This window comes from Klebsiella sp. GG_Kp173 (assembly GCF_040062415.1).
Lineage (GTDB): Bacteria > Pseudomonadota > Gammaproteobacteria > Enterobacterales > Enterobacteriaceae > Klebsiella > Klebsiella quasipneumoniae.
Genome location: NZ_JBEAFZ010000004.1, coordinates 108,218 through 125,023, shown reverse-complemented (window position 1 = coordinate 125,023; position 16,806 = coordinate 108,218). Strand labels below are relative to the sequence as shown.

Genomic DNA, 16,806 nt, shown 5'->3' with positions numbered 1-16,806 from the left:
TATCTCCTTAACAGCAGGCCAGTTCAAAATCAAAGCGCTCCGGCACGATCCCATACTCACTGTCCAGCGGCAGGAAGCGGATGGCGAAACGGCTCTTATGGCCGGAGATCTGCGGATAAAGCTGGTGGGCCAGATCGAGACGCAGGCGCAGCAGATCGGCATCTTCGCCATTATCCTGATAAAAGCCATTGAGGCTGGTCTGTTTGCGAAACTGTCCGGAGTTACGAATCAGATCGAGGATCAGGCTCAGGGACTGGACCAATGGATCGAGGCTGGCAAGCCAGCTGGCCACCTGCTCGTCACGATGCGCCTGCGGCATATGGAGCCAGATATGCAGGGTCGGTAAATCGAAGCTGCAGCAGCCGCCAGGGATACTCAGGCGCTGGCGCACTAGCGCAATCAGGCGATCTTCACGCAGAAACTGACCAATGCGCGGCGCGGCCATCAGGGTGCTGGAAGACTGCTTGAGCTGCTGGCGCAGCGCGTTAATGCGCTCCTGATCGACTCCCGGCACTTCTGCCCATGACTGGAGCTTACGCTGCTGGCGCTCCAGCTCTTTAACCAGGTCAGTGCGCACCTCGCCGCGCTCCAGGACATCCAGCAGATCGCCGGCGTTACGGAAAAAATGGAGCGCATCGGCATGGCTGGCAATCTGCGGATGGAAAGCCATCTGCTGGATCAGAAATTCGATGCGCAGCCAGGTGCGCATTTTCTCATTAAGAGGATGTTCAAACAGAACGGGGGTATGCATTACGAGTTTTCCTGTGAGGCGGCCTGCAATGCCAGCGTTAAGTACTTTTCGTGCAGGCGGGCAACATCCGATGCCACTGCATCCGGCGTGCCAGTGTTTTCAATAACATCGTCCGCGATGGCCAGGCGCTGCTCGCGCGTGGCCTGGGCGGCAAGAATATGTTCAGCATGTTCGCGGCTGACCTTATCGCGCAGCATGGTGCGTTCGATTTGCGTCTCTTTTGGCACATCGACGACCAGTACGCGATCGGCCTGGCTGGACAGGCGGTTTTCGACCAGCAAAGGTACGACCCAGAGGAGATAAGGGGAGGTGGCGGCCTGCATCTGGCGGCGCGTTTCCTGCTGAATCAGCGGATGCAACAGCGCGTTGAGCCAGGCTTTTTCCTCCACCTGAGCAAAAATTTTTTCCCGCAGCAGACGGCGGTTTAGCGTGCCGTCGGGGGCAATCATCTGTGGCCCGAAGTGGTCAGCAATGGCCTGGAGCGCCGGGGTGCCGGGTTCGACCACCTGGCGGGCGATAACATCGGCATCGATAACCTTAATCCCGAGCTGCGCGAAGGCGTCGGCGACCGTACTTTTACCGCTGCCAATCCCGCCTGTTAACGCGACTGTGTACCCCATATCTTCTGACCCTGAAACGGATTGCTCGTATTTTTAGTATTCAGACAGCGAGGACGGGCAGTATGCCGGAGAGGCGACAGCGATCTTATCGTGATGGCCCCGTGCCAGCCGGGAGCGCCGTCCGCTATTCTGTTTCTTTTAATCAAGCAAATCAAATGGTTAAAAATAATGCGCTGGCGGGTGGAGATATAAGCGCTTTTTTCTCCATTCACCAGGTAAATTTATACGATTGTAGCGTAAAAAAAGTGAAAATCGCAGTCTTGCGCGGGCCTGATTCGTGCGTATGATAACGTCACTGGAGTTGTGCTCTCACATTAATGCCATTAACCCCAGGAATTCGCACATGCGTATTGAAGAAGATCTGAAGCTTGGTTTCAAAGACGTTCTTATCCGCCCGAAACGCTCTACCCTCAAAAGCCGTTCTGATGTTGAGCTGGAACGTGAATTCACCTTTAAACATTCAGGCCTGACCTGGTCCGGTGTGCCGATTATTGCGGCTAACATGGACACCGTCGGCACCTTCAGCATGGCGAAAGCGCTGGCCACTTTTGGCATTCTGACGGCAGTACACAAGCACTACACCGCGGAAGAATGGCAGGCGTTTGTCCAGAGCGTATCCGCAGACGTTCTCAAGCATGTGATGGTTTCCACCGGTACTTCCGATGCGGATTTCGATAAAACGCAACAGATCCTCTTTCAGAACCCACAGTTGAACTTTGTGTGCATTGACGTCGCCAATGGCTACTCTGAACACTTCGTCCAGTTTGTGGCGAAGGCGCGCGAAGCCTGGCCGCAAAAAACCATTATCGCCGGGAACGTGGTCACCGGTGAGATGTGTGAAGAGCTGATCCTCTCCGGCGCCGATATCGTCAAAGTTGGCATTGGCCCGGGCTCCGTCTGCACCACCCGCGTCAAAACCGGGGTCGGCTACCCGCAGCTCTCCGCCGTGATCGAGTGTGCTGATGCCGCACATGGCCTTGGCGGCCAGATCATCAGCGATGGCGGTTGCACCATGCCGGGCGATGTGGCGAAAGCCTTCGGCGGCGGCGCTGATTTCGTGATGCTCGGCGGTATGCTGGCGGGCCACGAAGAGAGCGGCGGTACTGTGGTTGAAGAGAACGGTGAAAAATTCATGCTGTTTTACGGTATGAGCTCCGAATCGGCGATGACCCGCCACGTGGGCGGTGTCGCGAAATACCGCGCGGCGGAAGGGAAAACCGTTAAGCTGCCGCTGCGTGGCCCGGTGGACAATACCGCGCGCGACATTCTCGGCGGCCTGCGCTCTGCCTGCACCTACGTTGGCGCCTCGCGATTGAAAGAGCTGACCAAACGCACCACCTTTATCCGCGTTCAGGAACAAGAGAACCGGGTATTCAATAGCCTGTAACCGGCTGCGCTGGCGCCTGCGCGGTGCCAGCGTTGCTTATCCTCCCGCCCCGCCAATGGCATCGCCCAGATGAAAAACGGGCAAATACATCGCCACCACCAGGATCCCGACCAGCGAGCCGGTTATCACCAGCATCAGGGGTTCCAGATGCGCAGCCAGATTGTCGGCTCGCTGATGGGTCTGCTCACGATGATGATGCGCCAGGTTTTCCAGCATCTGATCCAGTGCCCCCGCGCTTTCCCCCGTGCGGATGAGCTGCAGACACAGCGGTGTAAAACCGCCGCAGCGGCTTAACGCCTGCCAGATCGGATCCCCCTGAACGATCAGCGCGCGGGCCTGCGCCAGGCGCTGGCGCCACAGCGGGCACGACAGGGTCTCTTCAACGCTTTGCAGCCCCTGTAGAAAGCTGATGCCGGCGCTTTGGGTTAACGCCAGAACGGTGAATATCAGGCTTAGCTGTTGGCCGCCGATCAGGGGGCCGATGAGAGGGAGCGCGTTAAGCAGTTGCTGGCGACGCAGCAGCCAGTCGGCGCGCTGCCGGACCAGCTGGTTGAGCAGCAGCGGGCCCAGCAGAAAGGCCAGCAGTAACGGCCAGCCGCGGCTCAGCATGTCCCCTGCCGCAATAACCATTCGCGTTAATAACGGCAGCGGCGTATTGAACGTCTGGTAGATGGCAGTGAATTCAGGAAGGACAAAATAAAGCATCCCCAGCACCACCAGCAGCGCCAGTGTGAGCACGATCAGCGGGTAGCGCAGCGCCTTCTTGACCTTGCCGGCGAGCCGCTGCTGCTCCTGCTGCTGGTTGGCCAGCTGCTGGCAGCAAATATCGAGCTTGCCCGTCAGTTCGCCAGTGCTAATCATCGCCAGATACAGTGGCGGAAAAGCCTGCGGCCACTGCGCCAGTGCGGCAGAGAAAGCCACGCCCTGGGCCAGTTCGCGGCCCAGCGCCTCAAGCAGCGCCTGCCACTGCGCATGCGGTTGCTGCTGAGCCAGCAGCGATAACCCTTCCGCCAGCGGTAGCCCGGCCTGCAGCAGGGTAGCCAGCTGGCGGATTGTTTCGCTGCTGTAGCGCGGGTGCCACAGGCTTTGCTTCACCGTACAGCGGCGTATAGCCAGCGGCAGGATGCGCTGCTGCTGGAGGTGATGCAGCACCTCCGGACGACTGGCTTGCCATAGCATCCCCTGACAAGGAGCGCCTTGCGCATCAACGCCTCGCCAGCGCCAGAGACGCTTAGTCGCCATGGGGGATCCCCAGCACCCGCACCACCTCTTCGAGGCTGGTCAAGCCCTGTTCGATAGCCTGACATCCGCTTTCGAAGAGCGTCATCATGCCCGCGGCTCGCGCCAGAGATTCGATCTCAATGGCGTTGAGCCCCTGGACTATCCCCTGACGTAGCCCCGGAGTGACAGGCAAGACCTCGAACAGCGCCAGCCTGCCGTGATACCCGTGATAACAGTGTTCGCAGCCCGCAGCCTGCCAGCGCGGCAGCGGGCGGGGCCACAGACTGTGCGGCAGGTCGGCGGCACTGCCGGCATTGCGCCGGCAGTGGGGGCACAGCTTGCGGACCAGACGCTGGGCGATAACCAGCGAGAGCGCAGAGGAGATCATCCAGCGGGCGATGCCCATTTGCTGCAGGCGGGTGAGGGTTTCGCTGGTGGAATTGGTGTGCAGAGTAGAGAGCACCAGATGACCCGTTTGGGCGGCTTTCAGCGCGATTTCAGCGGTTTCGGCATCGCGGATTTCACCCACCATCACAATATCCGGGTCCTGACGTAACAGGGCGCGCAGTACGCTGTGAAAGGTCAGCCCGGCGCGCGGGTTGATTTGCGTCTGGTTCATCCCGGCGATGGGGATCTCCAGAGGATCCTCGACGCTACAGATGTTCACTTGCTCCCGGTTTCGCACCTGCAGAGCGCTGTAGAGGGTCACCGTTTTCCCGCTTCCGGTTGGGCCAGTGACCAGCAGCAGCCCCTGCGGCTGATTCAGCGCCTGGCGGAAGGCCGCCAGCTGAGAGGATGAGAGGCCGAGCGCCTCCAGATCCAGCGCCTGGTCAACCTGATGCAGAAGGCGCAGGACAATTTTCTCGCCATAGCGGCAGGGCAGAGTGGCGATGCGAAAGGAGAGCGGCCGTCCGGCGAGGTTCAGCGCGAACTGACCATCCTGCGGCAAACGATGCTCGGCGATATCGAGACTGGCCATCACTTTGAGTCGTGCGATAACCGGCGCGGCCAGCTCGGGCGCCAGCAGCGGCAGGGCGTGTAGCACGCCATCGACACGCAGGCGGATCCGTAAGTGCGTTTCCGTGGGTTCGATATGAATATCGGAGGCCCGCTGACGCAGGGCCTGCTCGAGGATCTGATTGACCCGTTCGGCGATGTTTTCCGGGCCTGCATTTTGCGCCAGCAGCGCCTGCTTTTCCTGGACTTGCAGGCGCTTATCCATCTGCTCCTGGCTCCAGCATTCAATATCGATCCGTTTTTGCGTCGCGAAACGTAGCGCCTCCATTAGCTCCGTCGGCGGGGTATCGACCACCGCAATGGATATCGTCTGCTCATCGCTGTGCAGCAGCAGGGCGTGATGGCGACGACAGAGAGGGAGCAGCTGTTCTGTTTTCATGTTGTCGCCCTCACTTCACGCGGAAGACGTCTTCGCAGGCCTGCTGAAGCGCGCTGTTGTCGGTGATAGTGCAGACCCGCTGCCAGCCGGTGACGCCCTCGGCGTTATCCCAGGTCGGGGTTAGGGTGACGCCCAGTCCATTGAGACTTTCCTGGCCGGTGAGGGTAACGACCCCTTTTGCCACGCTCATGGCGGAGAGGTAGCGCGTGGTGGTTGGCGAGGGGATGCCATTGCTGCCGCCGTCGCATGTCGTCAGGCCGCCATGATCGAGCGCGCAAAGTTCAATTGCCGTCCGGTAGGGGACAAAGGTCTGCAGCAGGTCGGTGAGGGCGGCTTTACGCAGGTAGTTCTGGTAGGCCGGGATGCCGATGGCGCTGAGAATGGCGATGATGCCGATGACCACCATCAGTTCAATCAGGGTAAAACCTCGTTGTTTATCCATAAGTCGCTCCTTGTTGTGACAGAAGCACTGTGACGGGATTCAGGGGGACAGGCGAGGAGACGAAAACGATCCGGGAAACCGGGTTCCAGGGTTTTTAGCGGGATTGCATGGTGAGCAAGAGCGGCTGCGAGTCGGGTCGCAAATTCAGGCCTTCACGCCGGAAACGTGAAGGCCCAATCTTCAGCGAAAACGCATCGACAGGTCGAGCGCCTGCACATGTTTGGTCAGGGCCCCGACGGAGATATAGTCGACCCCGGTGTCGGCAAATTCGCGGATGGTGTCAAAGGTGACGTTGCCGGAGACCTCGAGCGCCGCCTGGCCAGCGGTGATTTTCACCGCCTCGCGCATCAGGTCGGTGGTGAAGTTATCGAGCATAATGATATCGGCCCCGGCTTTTAACGCCTGCTCCAGCTCATCCAGCGTTTCCACTTCCACTTCCACCGGCACATCAGGATGCAGCCAGAACGCCTTTTCCACCGCCTGACGGATCGAGCCGGAGGCGATGATGTGGTTTTCTTTAATCAGGAAAGCGTCGAACAGCCCCAGGCGGTGGTTGGCGCCGCCGCCGCAGAGAACCGCGTATTTCAAAGCGGTACGCAGCCCTGGCAGCGTTTTGCGCGTATCCAGGAGTTGGGTTTTGGTGCCCGCCAGCAGGTCGACATAGCGGCGGACAACGCTGGCGACGCCGGAGAGGGTTTGTACAAAGTTCAGCGCCGTACGTTCGCCAGTGAGCAGAATGCGCGATGGGCCTTCCAGCTCGAACAGGGGTTGATCGGCTTTGACCGCATCGCCATCGGCGACGTGCCAGGTGATATTCACGTCGTCACCGGCGAGCTGAATGAAGACCTCTTCCACCCAGCGTTTACCACAGAAGACGCCATCTTCGCGGGTAATGACCACCGCATGGGAGCGTGCATCCTGCGGCAATAATTGTGCGCTAATATCGTTGCTGGCGTCGACTTCGCCGCCCAAATCTTCCCGCAGGGAGTGTGCGACAGCATCGGTAATATCGAGATTAATACGTTCCAGCAGCACGTCACGGCGGCGGTCGGGGTTGTAACGACGAGGCGACATGATAAAGCTCCAGATAGATAAGATTCAGAAGTGGGAAACATGCTAACCTGAACGACGTTTCAGTACCATACACACTTCATCCTTTGGGCCGGCGTGTGGCCCGGAAGCATGAGTTCGCGAAAGGAGATCCCGCATGCAGTTGAACGAGGGATGGCTGGTCGGCGCGCGGCGGGTTCCCTCGCCGCACCATGACTGCCGTCCGGATGAAGAGGCCCCTTCCTTATTGGTGGTGCATAATATCAGCCTGCCGCCAGGTGAATTTGGTGGTCCATGGATTGACGCGCTGTTCACCGGCACCCTGGATCCTCACGCGCATCCTTTCTTTGCCGAGATCGCTCATCTGCGCGTTTCGGCGCATTGTCTGATTCGCCGTGATGGTGAAATCGTGCAGTATGTGCCTTTCGATAAGCGTGCATGGCATGCGGGTGTCTCCAGCTATCAGGGGCGTGAACGCTGCAATGACTTTTCCATCGGTATAGAGCTGGAAGGCACGGATACCCTGGCGTATACCGATGCGCAGTACCAGCAGCTGGCGGCGGTGACGGATCTGCTTATCGCGATTTATCCTGCCATCGCCGCAAACATCACGGGCCATAGCGATATCGCGCCCGTTCGCAAGACGGACCCGGGACCGGCCTTTGACTGGAAAAAATTTCGTGCGCTGCTCAGCGCGCCGTCCGAAAAGGAGACCTCATGACGCTGTTTACTACGCTGCTGGTGCTTATCGCTGAACGCCTGTTTAAACTGGGCGAACACTGGCAGCTTGATCATCGGCTGGAGGTGGCGTTCCGCCGGATAAAACATTTCTCGTTGCCGGGAACGCTGCTGATGACCCTGGTCGCCGTCGCGGTGGTCTACATTATTCAGCGCTTGCTGCAGGGGCAGCTGTTCAACGTACCGCTGCTGGTGTTCTGGATTTTGCTAGGCCTGCTGTGCATCGGCGCCGGTAAGGTTCGGCTGCACTATCATGCCTATCTGAAAGCGGCGTCGCGCAATGACAGCCGCGCCTGCGATGCGATGGCTAGCGAGCTGACGTTGATACACGGCGTCCCCCCGGGCTGTGATGAGCGCGAGTACCTTAGCGAACTGCAAAATGCGCTGCTATGGATTAACTATCGTTACTACCTGGCGCCACTCTTCTGGTTTGTGGTCGGTGGGGCGTGGGGGCCGCTGACGCTTATCGCCTATAGCGTCCTGCGTGCCTGGCAGACGTGGCTGGCGCGCTACCAGACGCCGCATCATCGTTTGCAGTCCGGAATCGATGGTATCCTGCATATTGTGGACTGGCTGCCGGTGCGTCTGGTGGGGGTTGTCTATGCTCTGGTGGGGCATGGAGAGAAAGCGCTCCCGGCGTGGTTTGCATCGTTAGGCGACCGCCATTCGTCGCAGTATCAGGTATTGACCCGCCTGGCGCAGTATTCCCTGGCTCGTGAACCGCACGTGGATAAAGTGGCGACCCCGAAGGCCGCGGTGTCGATGGCCAAGAAAACCTCGCTGGTGGTGGTGGTGATCATGGCGCTGCTGACGATTTACGGCACCCTGGTGTAACGGCCTGCGCTCGTACTCTACCTGCCACGATACCCTTACATCTGGGGCGTTATTTGCCGGATGGCGTTGCGCTTATCCGGCCTGGAGACCCACACTGCGCAGGCCCAGCAAGCAACAGCGGCGCCGGGTTCTATATCAGACGCCGTACCTGGCATGTTGCCGGGCGGCGGTTTCGCCTGACCCGGCCTGGAGAATCCGTGCCCGCGGGCCGCATACCGAACCGCTACAGCGTATCCGCCGGCGGGATGCCGAAGTCGGGCATGCCGTCCTCTCTCCAGCTGACGAGTTTTAGCCGGGTATGACGATTGGGGTCATACAGCGGGTCGCCTTCAATCTCGGTGTAATTCCGCGCGTGGTAGACCAGCACATCTTCCCCCGCCGGCGTTTGGGTAAAACTATTATGGCCCGGGCCATACTGGCGGTTTTCATAGCTGGTCCGGAACACCGGCTGCGGGGCTTTATGCCAGTTTGCCGGCTGCAGCGGATCGGCCTGCCGGTCAATCCAGAGCAACCCCATGCAGTAGTTTTCGTCGGTGGCGCTGGCGGAATAGCTGATGAACAGCTTATCGCCATGCACCAGCACCGCGGGTCCTTCATTGACCTTAAATCCCCGACACTCCCAGTCGAACTCCGGCTTGCTCAGCATGACCGGCTCGCCTTTTAGCGTCCACGGGTTGGCCATTTCAGCGAGATACAGGTTTGAGTTGCCCTCGATATGCGGCGATTTTTGCGCCCACAGGTACCAGCGTTTGCCCTGATGGATAAAGGTGGTGGCATCGAGGGCGAAGGTATCGAAAGGCGTGATCACCTGGCCTTTTTCCTGCCAGCGGCCGGTCAGCGGATCGTTGTCGGCGCACTCGATAACGAACATACGATGCTGGAACATGCCCAGCGCATCCAGATCGTGGGTATGGGTGGCGGCAAAATAGATATACCACTTACCGTCTATCTCATGTAGCTCCGGCGCCCAAATCAGCTGGCTCATCGGCCCGCTTTGCGGTGCGCGCCAGACCACTACCGGCTCCGCATCGCGTAATCCTTCAAGGGTCGCCGCGCGCCGGATCTCCAGCCGGTCGTATTCCGGCACCGAGGCAATAAAGTAGTAGTGATTAAGGTGGCGCAGAATAAAGGGATCTGCGCGCTGTTCAATAAAGGGGTTGGGCCAGTTATTCATCAGGCTTTCCTTACGTGTTCACTGGTTTTCAGTTCCTGGTATTCATTCAGCTCGCTGTAGTTGCTGCGGCGCTTCTCTAAATCGCTCTGGATCTGGCGCATCAGGGTGCGGTCAACTTTCAGCAGGCGCACCACGCCGGCGGTGATCAGGTAGCCGACGCCGGGGATAACCGAGAACAACAGCACGATGCCGTTGAGGGCGGAGGCGCTTTGCGCTTTGGCGCCAGCGTCGTAGCCGTACCATGACAACAGGAATCCGACCATCGCCCCGGCGACCGCCAGGCCGACTTTGAGGAAGAACAGATTGCCGGAGAAGCTAATGCCGGTGATGCGCTTGCCGGTTTTCCACTCGCCGTAGTCGTCAACATCGGACATCAGCGACCAGTGCAGCGGGGAGGGAATCTGATGCAGGATGTTGAGCAGGAAGTAGAGCACCATAATCAGCGTGGTGGCGTGCGGATTAAAGAAATAGAAGGCGCAGGAGAAGATCGCCAGCACGATATTGGTCCAGAAGAAGACCTGCAGTTTGCACCAGCGGTCGGTGAGGACTTTTGCCAGCATGCTGCCAATCATCATCCCGACCACGCCGAGGCTGATAAACAGAGTGGCAAAATGGGTGCTTTGCCCCATTACCCAGGTGACGTAGTACATGGTGGCGGCCATGCGGATAAAGCCCGGACAGACGTTGCACAGCGTGAGCAGCAGGATGCGTACCCACTGGTCATTTTTCCACACATCTTTGAGATCTTTTTTCAGTTCATCATTGGTCTGTACCGCCGGGTGGATGCGTTCGCGTACGGTAGCGAAGCAGAACAGGAACATACACATGCCGATGAAGGCCAGCACGGTCATCGCCATCTGATAGCCCTTCGCTTTATCGGCGCCGCCGAACCAGTCGGCCATTGGCAGCAGCGTTAATGACAGCAACAGCGTGGCGATACCCACCATCACGAAACGATAAGACTGGCAGGCAACGCGCTCTTTCGGATCGGCGGTCATCACCGTTCCCAGCGAGCAGTAGGGGATATTAATCGCGGTATAGGTAATCGACAGCAGAAAGTAGGTGACAAACGCATAGATGACTTTGCTGTTATAGGTCCACTCAGGAGTGGTGAACATCAGTACGCTGAACAGGGCGTAGGGGAAAGCAATCCACAGCAGCCATGGACGAAAGCGGCCATATTTACTGCGGGTGCGGTCGGCGAGGGCGCCCATGATCGGGTCGGTCACCGCATCGATGACGCGCACCGACAGCAGCAGTACGCCCACCAGCGCCGGCGCCAGACCGAAAATATCGGTATAAAAATAGTTAACAAACAGCATGATGGCGCCAAAGATGATATTGCATCCGGCATCCCCCATCCCATAACCAATCTTTTCTTTTATTGAAAGTCTATTGTCTGCCATGTGCGGTCTCTCCGTTGCAGTATGGAGAGAATTATTGGCTGCTATCGAGAGAATTACGTTGCAGGAACGCGTTGACGATATGGATAAAAAAGCTATGGAGGGGAAAGTGTGAAGCAGATAACAATGCTCTGCGCCCGTCATTCAGGGAGGGGGCGCAGAGCAAAGAGAATTATTGATGAGATGTATTATTGTGCTTTTATGGTGGCGGCGGCTTTCTGTTTAAATAGATAGCCCACGCCCAGCACGGCGATCCATACCGGGATCAGCCAAACGGAAATCGCCATCCCCGGGGTCATCAGCATAATTACCAGCACCGCGGCCATAAACAGCAGGCACACCCAGTTACCCAGCGGGTAGAAGAGGGCGGGGAAGCGAGTGGTGACCCCCTGCTGCTGTTTGGCGCGACGGAATTTGATATGCGCGAGGCTGATCATCGCCCAGTTGATCACCAGGGCGGAGACTACCAGCGCCATCAGCAGGCCAAATGCGGATTCCGGCGCCAGGTAGTTGATCAGCACACACAGGGCGGTGACCACGGCGGAGACGAGAATGGTATTCACCGGCACGCCGCGTTTGTCGACGCTGAGCAGCGCTTTCGGTGCGTTCCCCTGCTGGGCAAGACCGAACAGCATACGGCTGTTGCAGTAGACGCAGCTGTTATACACCGACAGGGCCGCCGTCAGCACCACTACGTTGAGGGCGTTTGCCACCAGCGTATCGCCAAGCTCATGGAAAATCAGGACGAACGGACTGGTGTCCGCAGTCACACGCGTCCACGGCAGAAGCGAGAGCAGGACCGCCAGCGAGCCAACATAGAAGATCAGGATACGGTAGATAACCTGGTTAGTAGCTTTCGGGATGCTTTGCTCCGGGTTATCCGCTTCCGCCGCGGTGATACCCACCAGCTCCAGACCGCCGAAGGAGAACATGATGATCGCCATCATCATTACCAGCCCGGTAAAGCCGTGCGGCAGGAACCCGCCTTGATCCCAGAGGTTACGTACCGTCGCCTGCGGGCCGCCGTTACCGCTGAACAGCAGCCAGCCGCCGAACAAAATCATCGCCACAACGGCGACCACTTTGATAATGGCAAACCAGAACTCCATTTCCCCGAACACTTTCACGTTGGTCAGGTTAATGGCGTTGATGGCGATGAAGAAGACCGCCGCTGAGGCCCAGGTCGGGATTTCCGGCCACCAGAACTGGATATATTTGCCGACGGCAGTGAGTTCCGCCATGGCCACCAGGACATACAGCACCCAGTAGTTCCAGCCGGAGGCGAAGCCGGCAAAGCCGCCCCAGTATTTATAAGCAAAGTGACTAAACGAACCGGCTACCGGCTCTTCCACCACCATTTCGCCCAGCTGACGCATGATCAGAAAGGCGATAAAACCGGCAATCGCGTAACCAAGAATGATACCCGGGCCGGCGGACTGAATGACGGACGCGCTCCCCAGAAACAGGCCGGTGCCGATAGCCCCGCCCAGCGCGATGAGCTGGATGTGGCGGTTTTTCAGGCCGCGCTTCAGCCGATCGCCGTGCTGTTGACCTTCCATATGAAACCTCGTGTGTGATTATTTTTTGTGTACGTCATCCGTCAGGTTGCTGCTTCACTGCTGTCCCTGCCAGAAAGCATAGCCAGCGAAAATTTGGGCGAAGTGGCCCACTTTTTACCTGAGTGATGGCGCGCACATATTGTTGTGTTTGTGTATTTAGCGACTTCCGTTTCTGTATTGTTTTGTTTACGGAAGGCGGTGCGGTAATTCAGAAAAAGGCCTTTCGTCTCTGGGAGAATAGTGGTAAGCGCGTTTGAATGCACCTGCTTTATGAAGGGATGATGACCATGTGTCTAAAAAGACATCAATAGACACATTCTGTATTATTCCGATGCATTGCTTCTTTGTGATTATTTATTCAATTGCATTGTCTTTATATTCATTTATTGGGTCGTTGAATCGGTTCAGATAGCGTAATTTTTCGTTTCCATTAAGTTAATGCTACCTCTTTATGAGTAAACGTAACATTTGTGCAAGGTTACATTTCTGAAATGTTATTTCTGTAAGGTTGTTAAAATGTCCGTCGTTTACTGATTTCAATCAAAACCTGTATGGACAGAAGGTGAATACTTTGTTACTTTAGCGCTACGAACTTTAAATTGGTAAGACCAATTGACTCCGGGCTAATGGCAGAGACAGGGAATATGGCCTACAGCAAAATCCGCCAACCAAAATTATCCGATGTGATAGAGCAGCAGCTGGAGTTTCTGATCCTTGAGGGGACCTTGCGCCCCGGTGAAAAACTCCCGCCTGAACGCGAACTGGCTAAACAGTTCGACGTTTCCCGCCCCTCGCTGCGTGAGGCGATTCAACGCCTCGAAGCCAAGGGCCTGTTGCTTCGTCGTCAGGGAGGTGGAACGTTTGTTCAGAGCCGCCTGTGGCAGAGCTTCAGCGATCCGCTGGTCGAGCTGCTGTCCGATCACCCTGAATCCCAATTCGATCTGCTTGAGACCCGTCACGCGCTGGAAGGCATTGCGGCTTATTACGCGGCGCTGCGCAGCAATGATGAAGATCGCGACCGTATCCGCGAGCTGCATCAGGCTATTGAGCGGGCTCAGCAGTCGGGCGATCTGGACGCTGAGTCCGGCGCCGTCGTCCAGTACCAAATCGCCGTCACCGAGGCGGCACACAATGTGGTTTTGCTCCATCTGCTAAGGTGTATGGAGCCGATGCTGGCGCAAAACGTGCGTCAGAACTTTGAATTGCTGTATGCCCGCCGGGAAATGCTCCCGTTGGTCAGCAACCATCGCACTCGCATTTTCGAGGCGATAATGGCCGGGGAGCCGGAGCAGGCGCGTGAGGCGTCGCACCGTCACCTGGCGTTCATTGAGGAAATTTTGCTGGACCGTAGCCGTGAGCAGAGTCGTAGAGAACGCTCGCTGCGTCGTTTACAGCAACGAAAGGACGAGAACTCCGGTTCTTAAGCGCCATTTTTAGAGCGCGGCAACTAAACGCAGAACCTGTCTTATTGAATTTTTGGTTGTTCAAAGGTGAAGAACGAAGAGTTCAATGGGACAGGTTCCAGATTAATCAACGATTAGATAGATAAGGAATACCCCCCATGTCAGAACGTTTACCAAATGACGTGGATCCGATCGAAACTCGCGACTGGCTACAGGCGATCGAATCGGTCATCCGTGAAGAAGGTGTTGAGCGCGCTCAGTATCTTATTGATCAACTCCTTTCTGAAGCCCGCAAAGGCGGGGTGAAAGTGGCTGCTGGCGCATCGACCGGCGGTTACGTCAACACTATTGCCGTTGAAGATGAGCCGGAATATCCGGGTAATCTGGATCTGGAACGTCGTATCCGTTCTGCGATCCGCTGGAACGCCATCATGACCGTTCTGCGCGCATCGAAAAAAGATCTCGAACTGGGCGGCCACATGGCTTCTTTCCAGTCTTCCGCAACCTTCTACGAAGTGTGCTTCAACCACTTCTTCCGCGCACGCAATGAGCAGGATGGCGGCGACCTGGTGTACTTCCAGGGGCACATCTCTCCGGGCGTTTATGCGCGTGCGTTCCTGGAAGGTCGTCTGACTGAAGAGCAGATGAACAACTTCCGTCAGGAAGTTCACGGTAAAGGTCTGTCCTCTTATCCGCACCCGAAACTGATGCCGGAATTCTGGCAGTTCCCGACCGTTTCTATGGGCCTGGGCCCAATCGGGGCGATTTATCAGGCTAAATTCCTGAAATATCTGGAACACCGTGGTCTGAAAGACACCTCCAAACAAACCGTTTACGCGTTCCTGGGCGACGGTGAGATGGACGAGCCGGAATCTAAAGGCGCGATCACCATCGCGACCCGTGAGAAGCTCGACAACCTGGTGTTCGTTATCAACTGTAACCTGCAGCGTCTTGACGGTCCGGTCACCGGTAACGGCAAAATCATTAACGAACTGGAAGGCATCTTCGCGGGCGCTGGCTGGAACGTTATCAAGGTTATCTGGGGCGGTCGTTGGGATGAGCTGCTGCGTAAAGACACCAGCGGTAAGCTGATTCAGCTGATGGAAGAAACCGTTGACGGCGATTACCAGACCTTTAAATCCAAAGACGGCGCTTATGTGCGCGAGCACTTCTTCGGTAAATATCCGGAGACCGCTGCGCTGGTTGCCGACTGGACTGACGAGCAGATTTGGGCCCTGAACCGCGGTGGCCACGATCCGAAGAAAGTTTATGCTGCTCTGAAAAAAGCGCAGGAAACCAAAGGCAAAGCGACCGTTATTCTCGCCCATACCATTAAAGGTTACGGCATGGGTGACACTGCTGAAGGTAAGAACATCGCTCACCAGGTTAAGAAAATGAACATGGACGGCGTTCGCTACGTCCGCGATCGTTTCAACGTGCCGGTTGCCGATGCCGATCTGGAAAAACTGCCGTACGTCACCTTCCCGGAAGGTTCCGAAGAGCACACCTATCTGCACGCTCAGCGTCAGAAACTGCACGGCTATCTGCCGAGCCGTCAGCCGAACTTCACTGAGAAGCTGGAGCTGCCGACGCTGGAAGATTTCCGCCCGCTGCTGGAAGAGCAGAATAAAGAGATCTCTACCACTATCGCGTTCGTTCGTGCCCTGAACGTGATGCTGAAGAACAAATCCATCAAAGACCGCCTCGTGCCGATCATCGCCGACGAAGCGCGTACTTTCGGTATGGAAGGTCTGTTCCGTCAGATCGGTATCTACAGCCCGAACGGCCAGCAGTACACCCCGCAGGACCGTGAGCAGGTTGCATACTACAAAGAAGACGAGAAAGGTCAGATCCTGCAGGAAGGGATCAACGAGCTGGGCGCAGGCGCATCCTGGCTGGCTGCGGCGACCTCTTACAGCACCAACAACCTGCCGATGATCCCGTTCTACATCTACTACTCGATGTTCGGGTTCCAGCGTATCGGTGACCTGTGCTGGCAGGCTGGCGACCAGCAGGCTCGCGGCTTCCTGATTGGTGGTACTTCCGGTCGTACGACGCTGAACGGCGAAGGTCTGCAGCACGAAGATGGCCACAGCCATATTCAGTCTCTGACTATCCCGAACTGTATCTCTTACGATCCGTCCTACGCCTACGAAGTGGCGGTCATCATGCATGACGGCCTGGAGCGTATGTACGGTGAGAAACAAGAGAACGTTTACTACTACATCACTACCCTGAACGAAAACTACCACATGCCGGCCATGCCGGAAGGCGCCGAGGAAGGTATCCGCAAAGGTATCTACAAACTCGAAACCATCGAAGGTAGCAAAGGTAAAGTTCAGCTGCTGGGCTCCGGTTCTATCCTGCGTCACGTCCGTGAAGCAGCGCAGATCCTGGCGAAAGACTACGGCGTGGGCTCTGACGTGTACAGCGTCACCTCCTTCACCGAACTGGCGCGTGATGGCCAGGATTGCGAACGCTGGAACATGCTGCACCCGCTGGAAACCCCGCGCGTGCCGTACATCGCTCAGGTGATGAACGACGCTCCGGCAGTGGCATCCACTGACTATATGAAACTGTTCGCCGAGCAGGTTCGTACCTACGTACCGGCTGACGATTACCGCGTACTGGGTACCGATGGCTTCGGTCGTTCCGACAGCCGTGAAAACCTGCGTCACCACTTCGAAGTCGATGCTTCCTATGTGGTCGTTGCAGCGCTGGGCGAACTGGCTAAACGTGGTGAAATCGATAAGAAAGTGGTTGCGGACGCAATTACCAAATTCAACATCGATGCAGAAAAAGTTAACCCGCGTCTGGCGTAAGAGGTA

14 protein-coding genes are annotated in these 16,806 nt (G+C 57.2%); 5 read left to right on the top strand and 9 right to left on the bottom strand.

Annotated elements, in window-relative coordinates; genetic code table 11:
* Positions 1-7 precede the first annotated feature (7 nt).
* Complete coding sequence (zapD, locus tag ABLU50_RS04740) at positions 8-751, bottom strand: cell division protein ZapD (protein ID WP_087833104.1); 744 nt, start codon at positions 749-751, stop codon at positions 8-10.
* Positions 751-1,371, bottom strand: coding sequence for a dephospho-CoA kinase (gene coaE, locus ABLU50_RS04735; protein ID WP_023319728.1), 621 nt, complete (start codon positions 1,369-1,371; stop codon positions 751-753). Before coaE ends, zapD begins: the two co-directional genes overlap by 1 nt.
* Positions 1,372-1,714: 343 nt before the next feature.
* On the opposite strand from coaE, the gene ABLU50_RS04730 reads away from it, so the two are divergent.
* Positions 1,715-2,758 (top strand): GMP reductase, encoded by a 1,044-nt coding sequence (locus ABLU50_RS04730; RefSeq protein WP_087833103.1) that lies wholly within the window; start codon positions 1,715-1,717, stop codon positions 2,756-2,758.
* A gap of 36 nt (positions 2,759-2,794) precedes the next feature.
* Here the strand turns inward: ABLU50_RS04730 and hofC are convergent, their stop codons facing one another.
* From hofC to nadC, 4 genes are all read right to left on the bottom strand, one after another.
* Positions 2,795-4,000, bottom strand: a complete 1,206-nt coding sequence (gene hofC, locus ABLU50_RS04725; protein ID WP_087833102.1) for a protein transport protein HofC — start codon at positions 3,998-4,000, stop codon at positions 2,795-2,797.
* Positions 3,990-5,375, bottom strand: a complete 1,386-nt coding sequence (gene gspE, locus ABLU50_RS04720) for a type II secretion system protein GspE (protein WP_087833101.1) — start codon at positions 5,373-5,375, stop codon at positions 3,990-3,992. The genes hofC and gspE overlap by 11 nt, the downstream gene beginning before the upstream one ends.
* A gap of 10 nt (positions 5,376-5,385) precedes the next feature.
* Positions 5,386-5,817, bottom strand: coding sequence for a prepilin peptidase-dependent pilin (ppdD, locus tag ABLU50_RS04715; RefSeq protein ID WP_004204358.1), 432 nt, complete (start codon positions 5,815-5,817; stop codon positions 5,386-5,388).
* 180 nt (positions 5,818-5,997) lie between these two features.
* The gene (gene nadC, locus ABLU50_RS04710) at positions 5,998-6,891 is read right to left on the bottom strand and encodes a carboxylating nicotinate-nucleotide diphosphorylase (RefSeq protein ID WP_017901176.1); all 894 of its coding nucleotides are present in this window, start codon (positions 6,889-6,891) and stop codon (positions 5,998-6,000) included.
* A 133-nt stretch (positions 6,892-7,024) separates the two neighbouring features.
* Between nadC and ampD the strand changes: the two genes are divergently transcribed.
* Entirely contained in the window at positions 7,025-7,588 is a 564-nt protein-coding gene (gene ampD / locus ABLU50_RS04705) for a 1,6-anhydro-N-acetylmuramyl-L-alanine amidase AmpD (RefSeq protein ID WP_023319732.1), read from the top strand.
* Positions 7,585-8,439, top strand: a complete 855-nt coding sequence (ampE, locus tag ABLU50_RS04700; protein WP_004204361.1) for a beta-lactamase regulator AmpE — start codon at positions 7,585-7,587, stop codon at positions 8,437-8,439. The genes ampD and ampE overlap by 4 nt, the downstream gene beginning before the upstream one ends.
* A gap of 223 nt (positions 8,440-8,662) precedes the next feature.
* On the opposite strand, the gene ABLU50_RS04695 is transcribed toward ampE, so the two are convergent.
* From ABLU50_RS04695 to aroP, 3 genes are all read right to left on the bottom strand, one after another.
* Positions 8,663-9,613 (bottom strand): family 43 glycosylhydrolase, encoded by a 951-nt coding sequence (locus ABLU50_RS04695; protein WP_004204362.1) that lies wholly within the window; start codon positions 9,611-9,613, stop codon positions 8,663-8,665.
* A complete protein-coding gene (locus tag ABLU50_RS04690; protein ID WP_017901173.1) occupies positions 9,613-11,019 on the bottom strand; it encodes an MFS transporter in 1,407 nt (468 codons plus the stop codon). Before ABLU50_RS04690 ends, ABLU50_RS04695 begins: the two co-directional genes overlap by 1 nt.
* Positions 11,020-11,204: 185 nt before the next feature.
* Entirely contained in the window at positions 11,205-12,575 is a 1,371-nt protein-coding gene (gene aroP, locus ABLU50_RS04685) for an aromatic amino acid transporter AroP (RefSeq protein ID WP_017901172.1), read from the bottom strand.
* A 644-nt stretch (positions 12,576-13,219) separates the two neighbouring features.
* On the opposite strand from aroP, the gene pdhR reads away from it, so the two are divergent.
* Together pdhR and aceE are read left to right on the top strand one after the other, a co-directional pair.
* Positions 13,220-13,999: a pyruvate dehydrogenase complex transcriptional repressor PdhR gene (pdhR, locus tag ABLU50_RS04680; protein WP_002888699.1), complete on the top strand. Its 780-nt coding sequence runs from the start codon at positions 13,220-13,222 to the stop codon at positions 13,997-13,999.
* A 137-nt stretch (positions 14,000-14,136) separates the two neighbouring features.
* Entirely contained in the window at positions 14,137-16,800 is a 2,664-nt protein-coding gene (gene aceE / locus ABLU50_RS04675) for a pyruvate dehydrogenase (acetyl-transferring), homodimeric type (protein ID WP_004204365.1), read from the top strand.
* Positions 16,801-16,806: the final 6 nt, after the last annotated feature.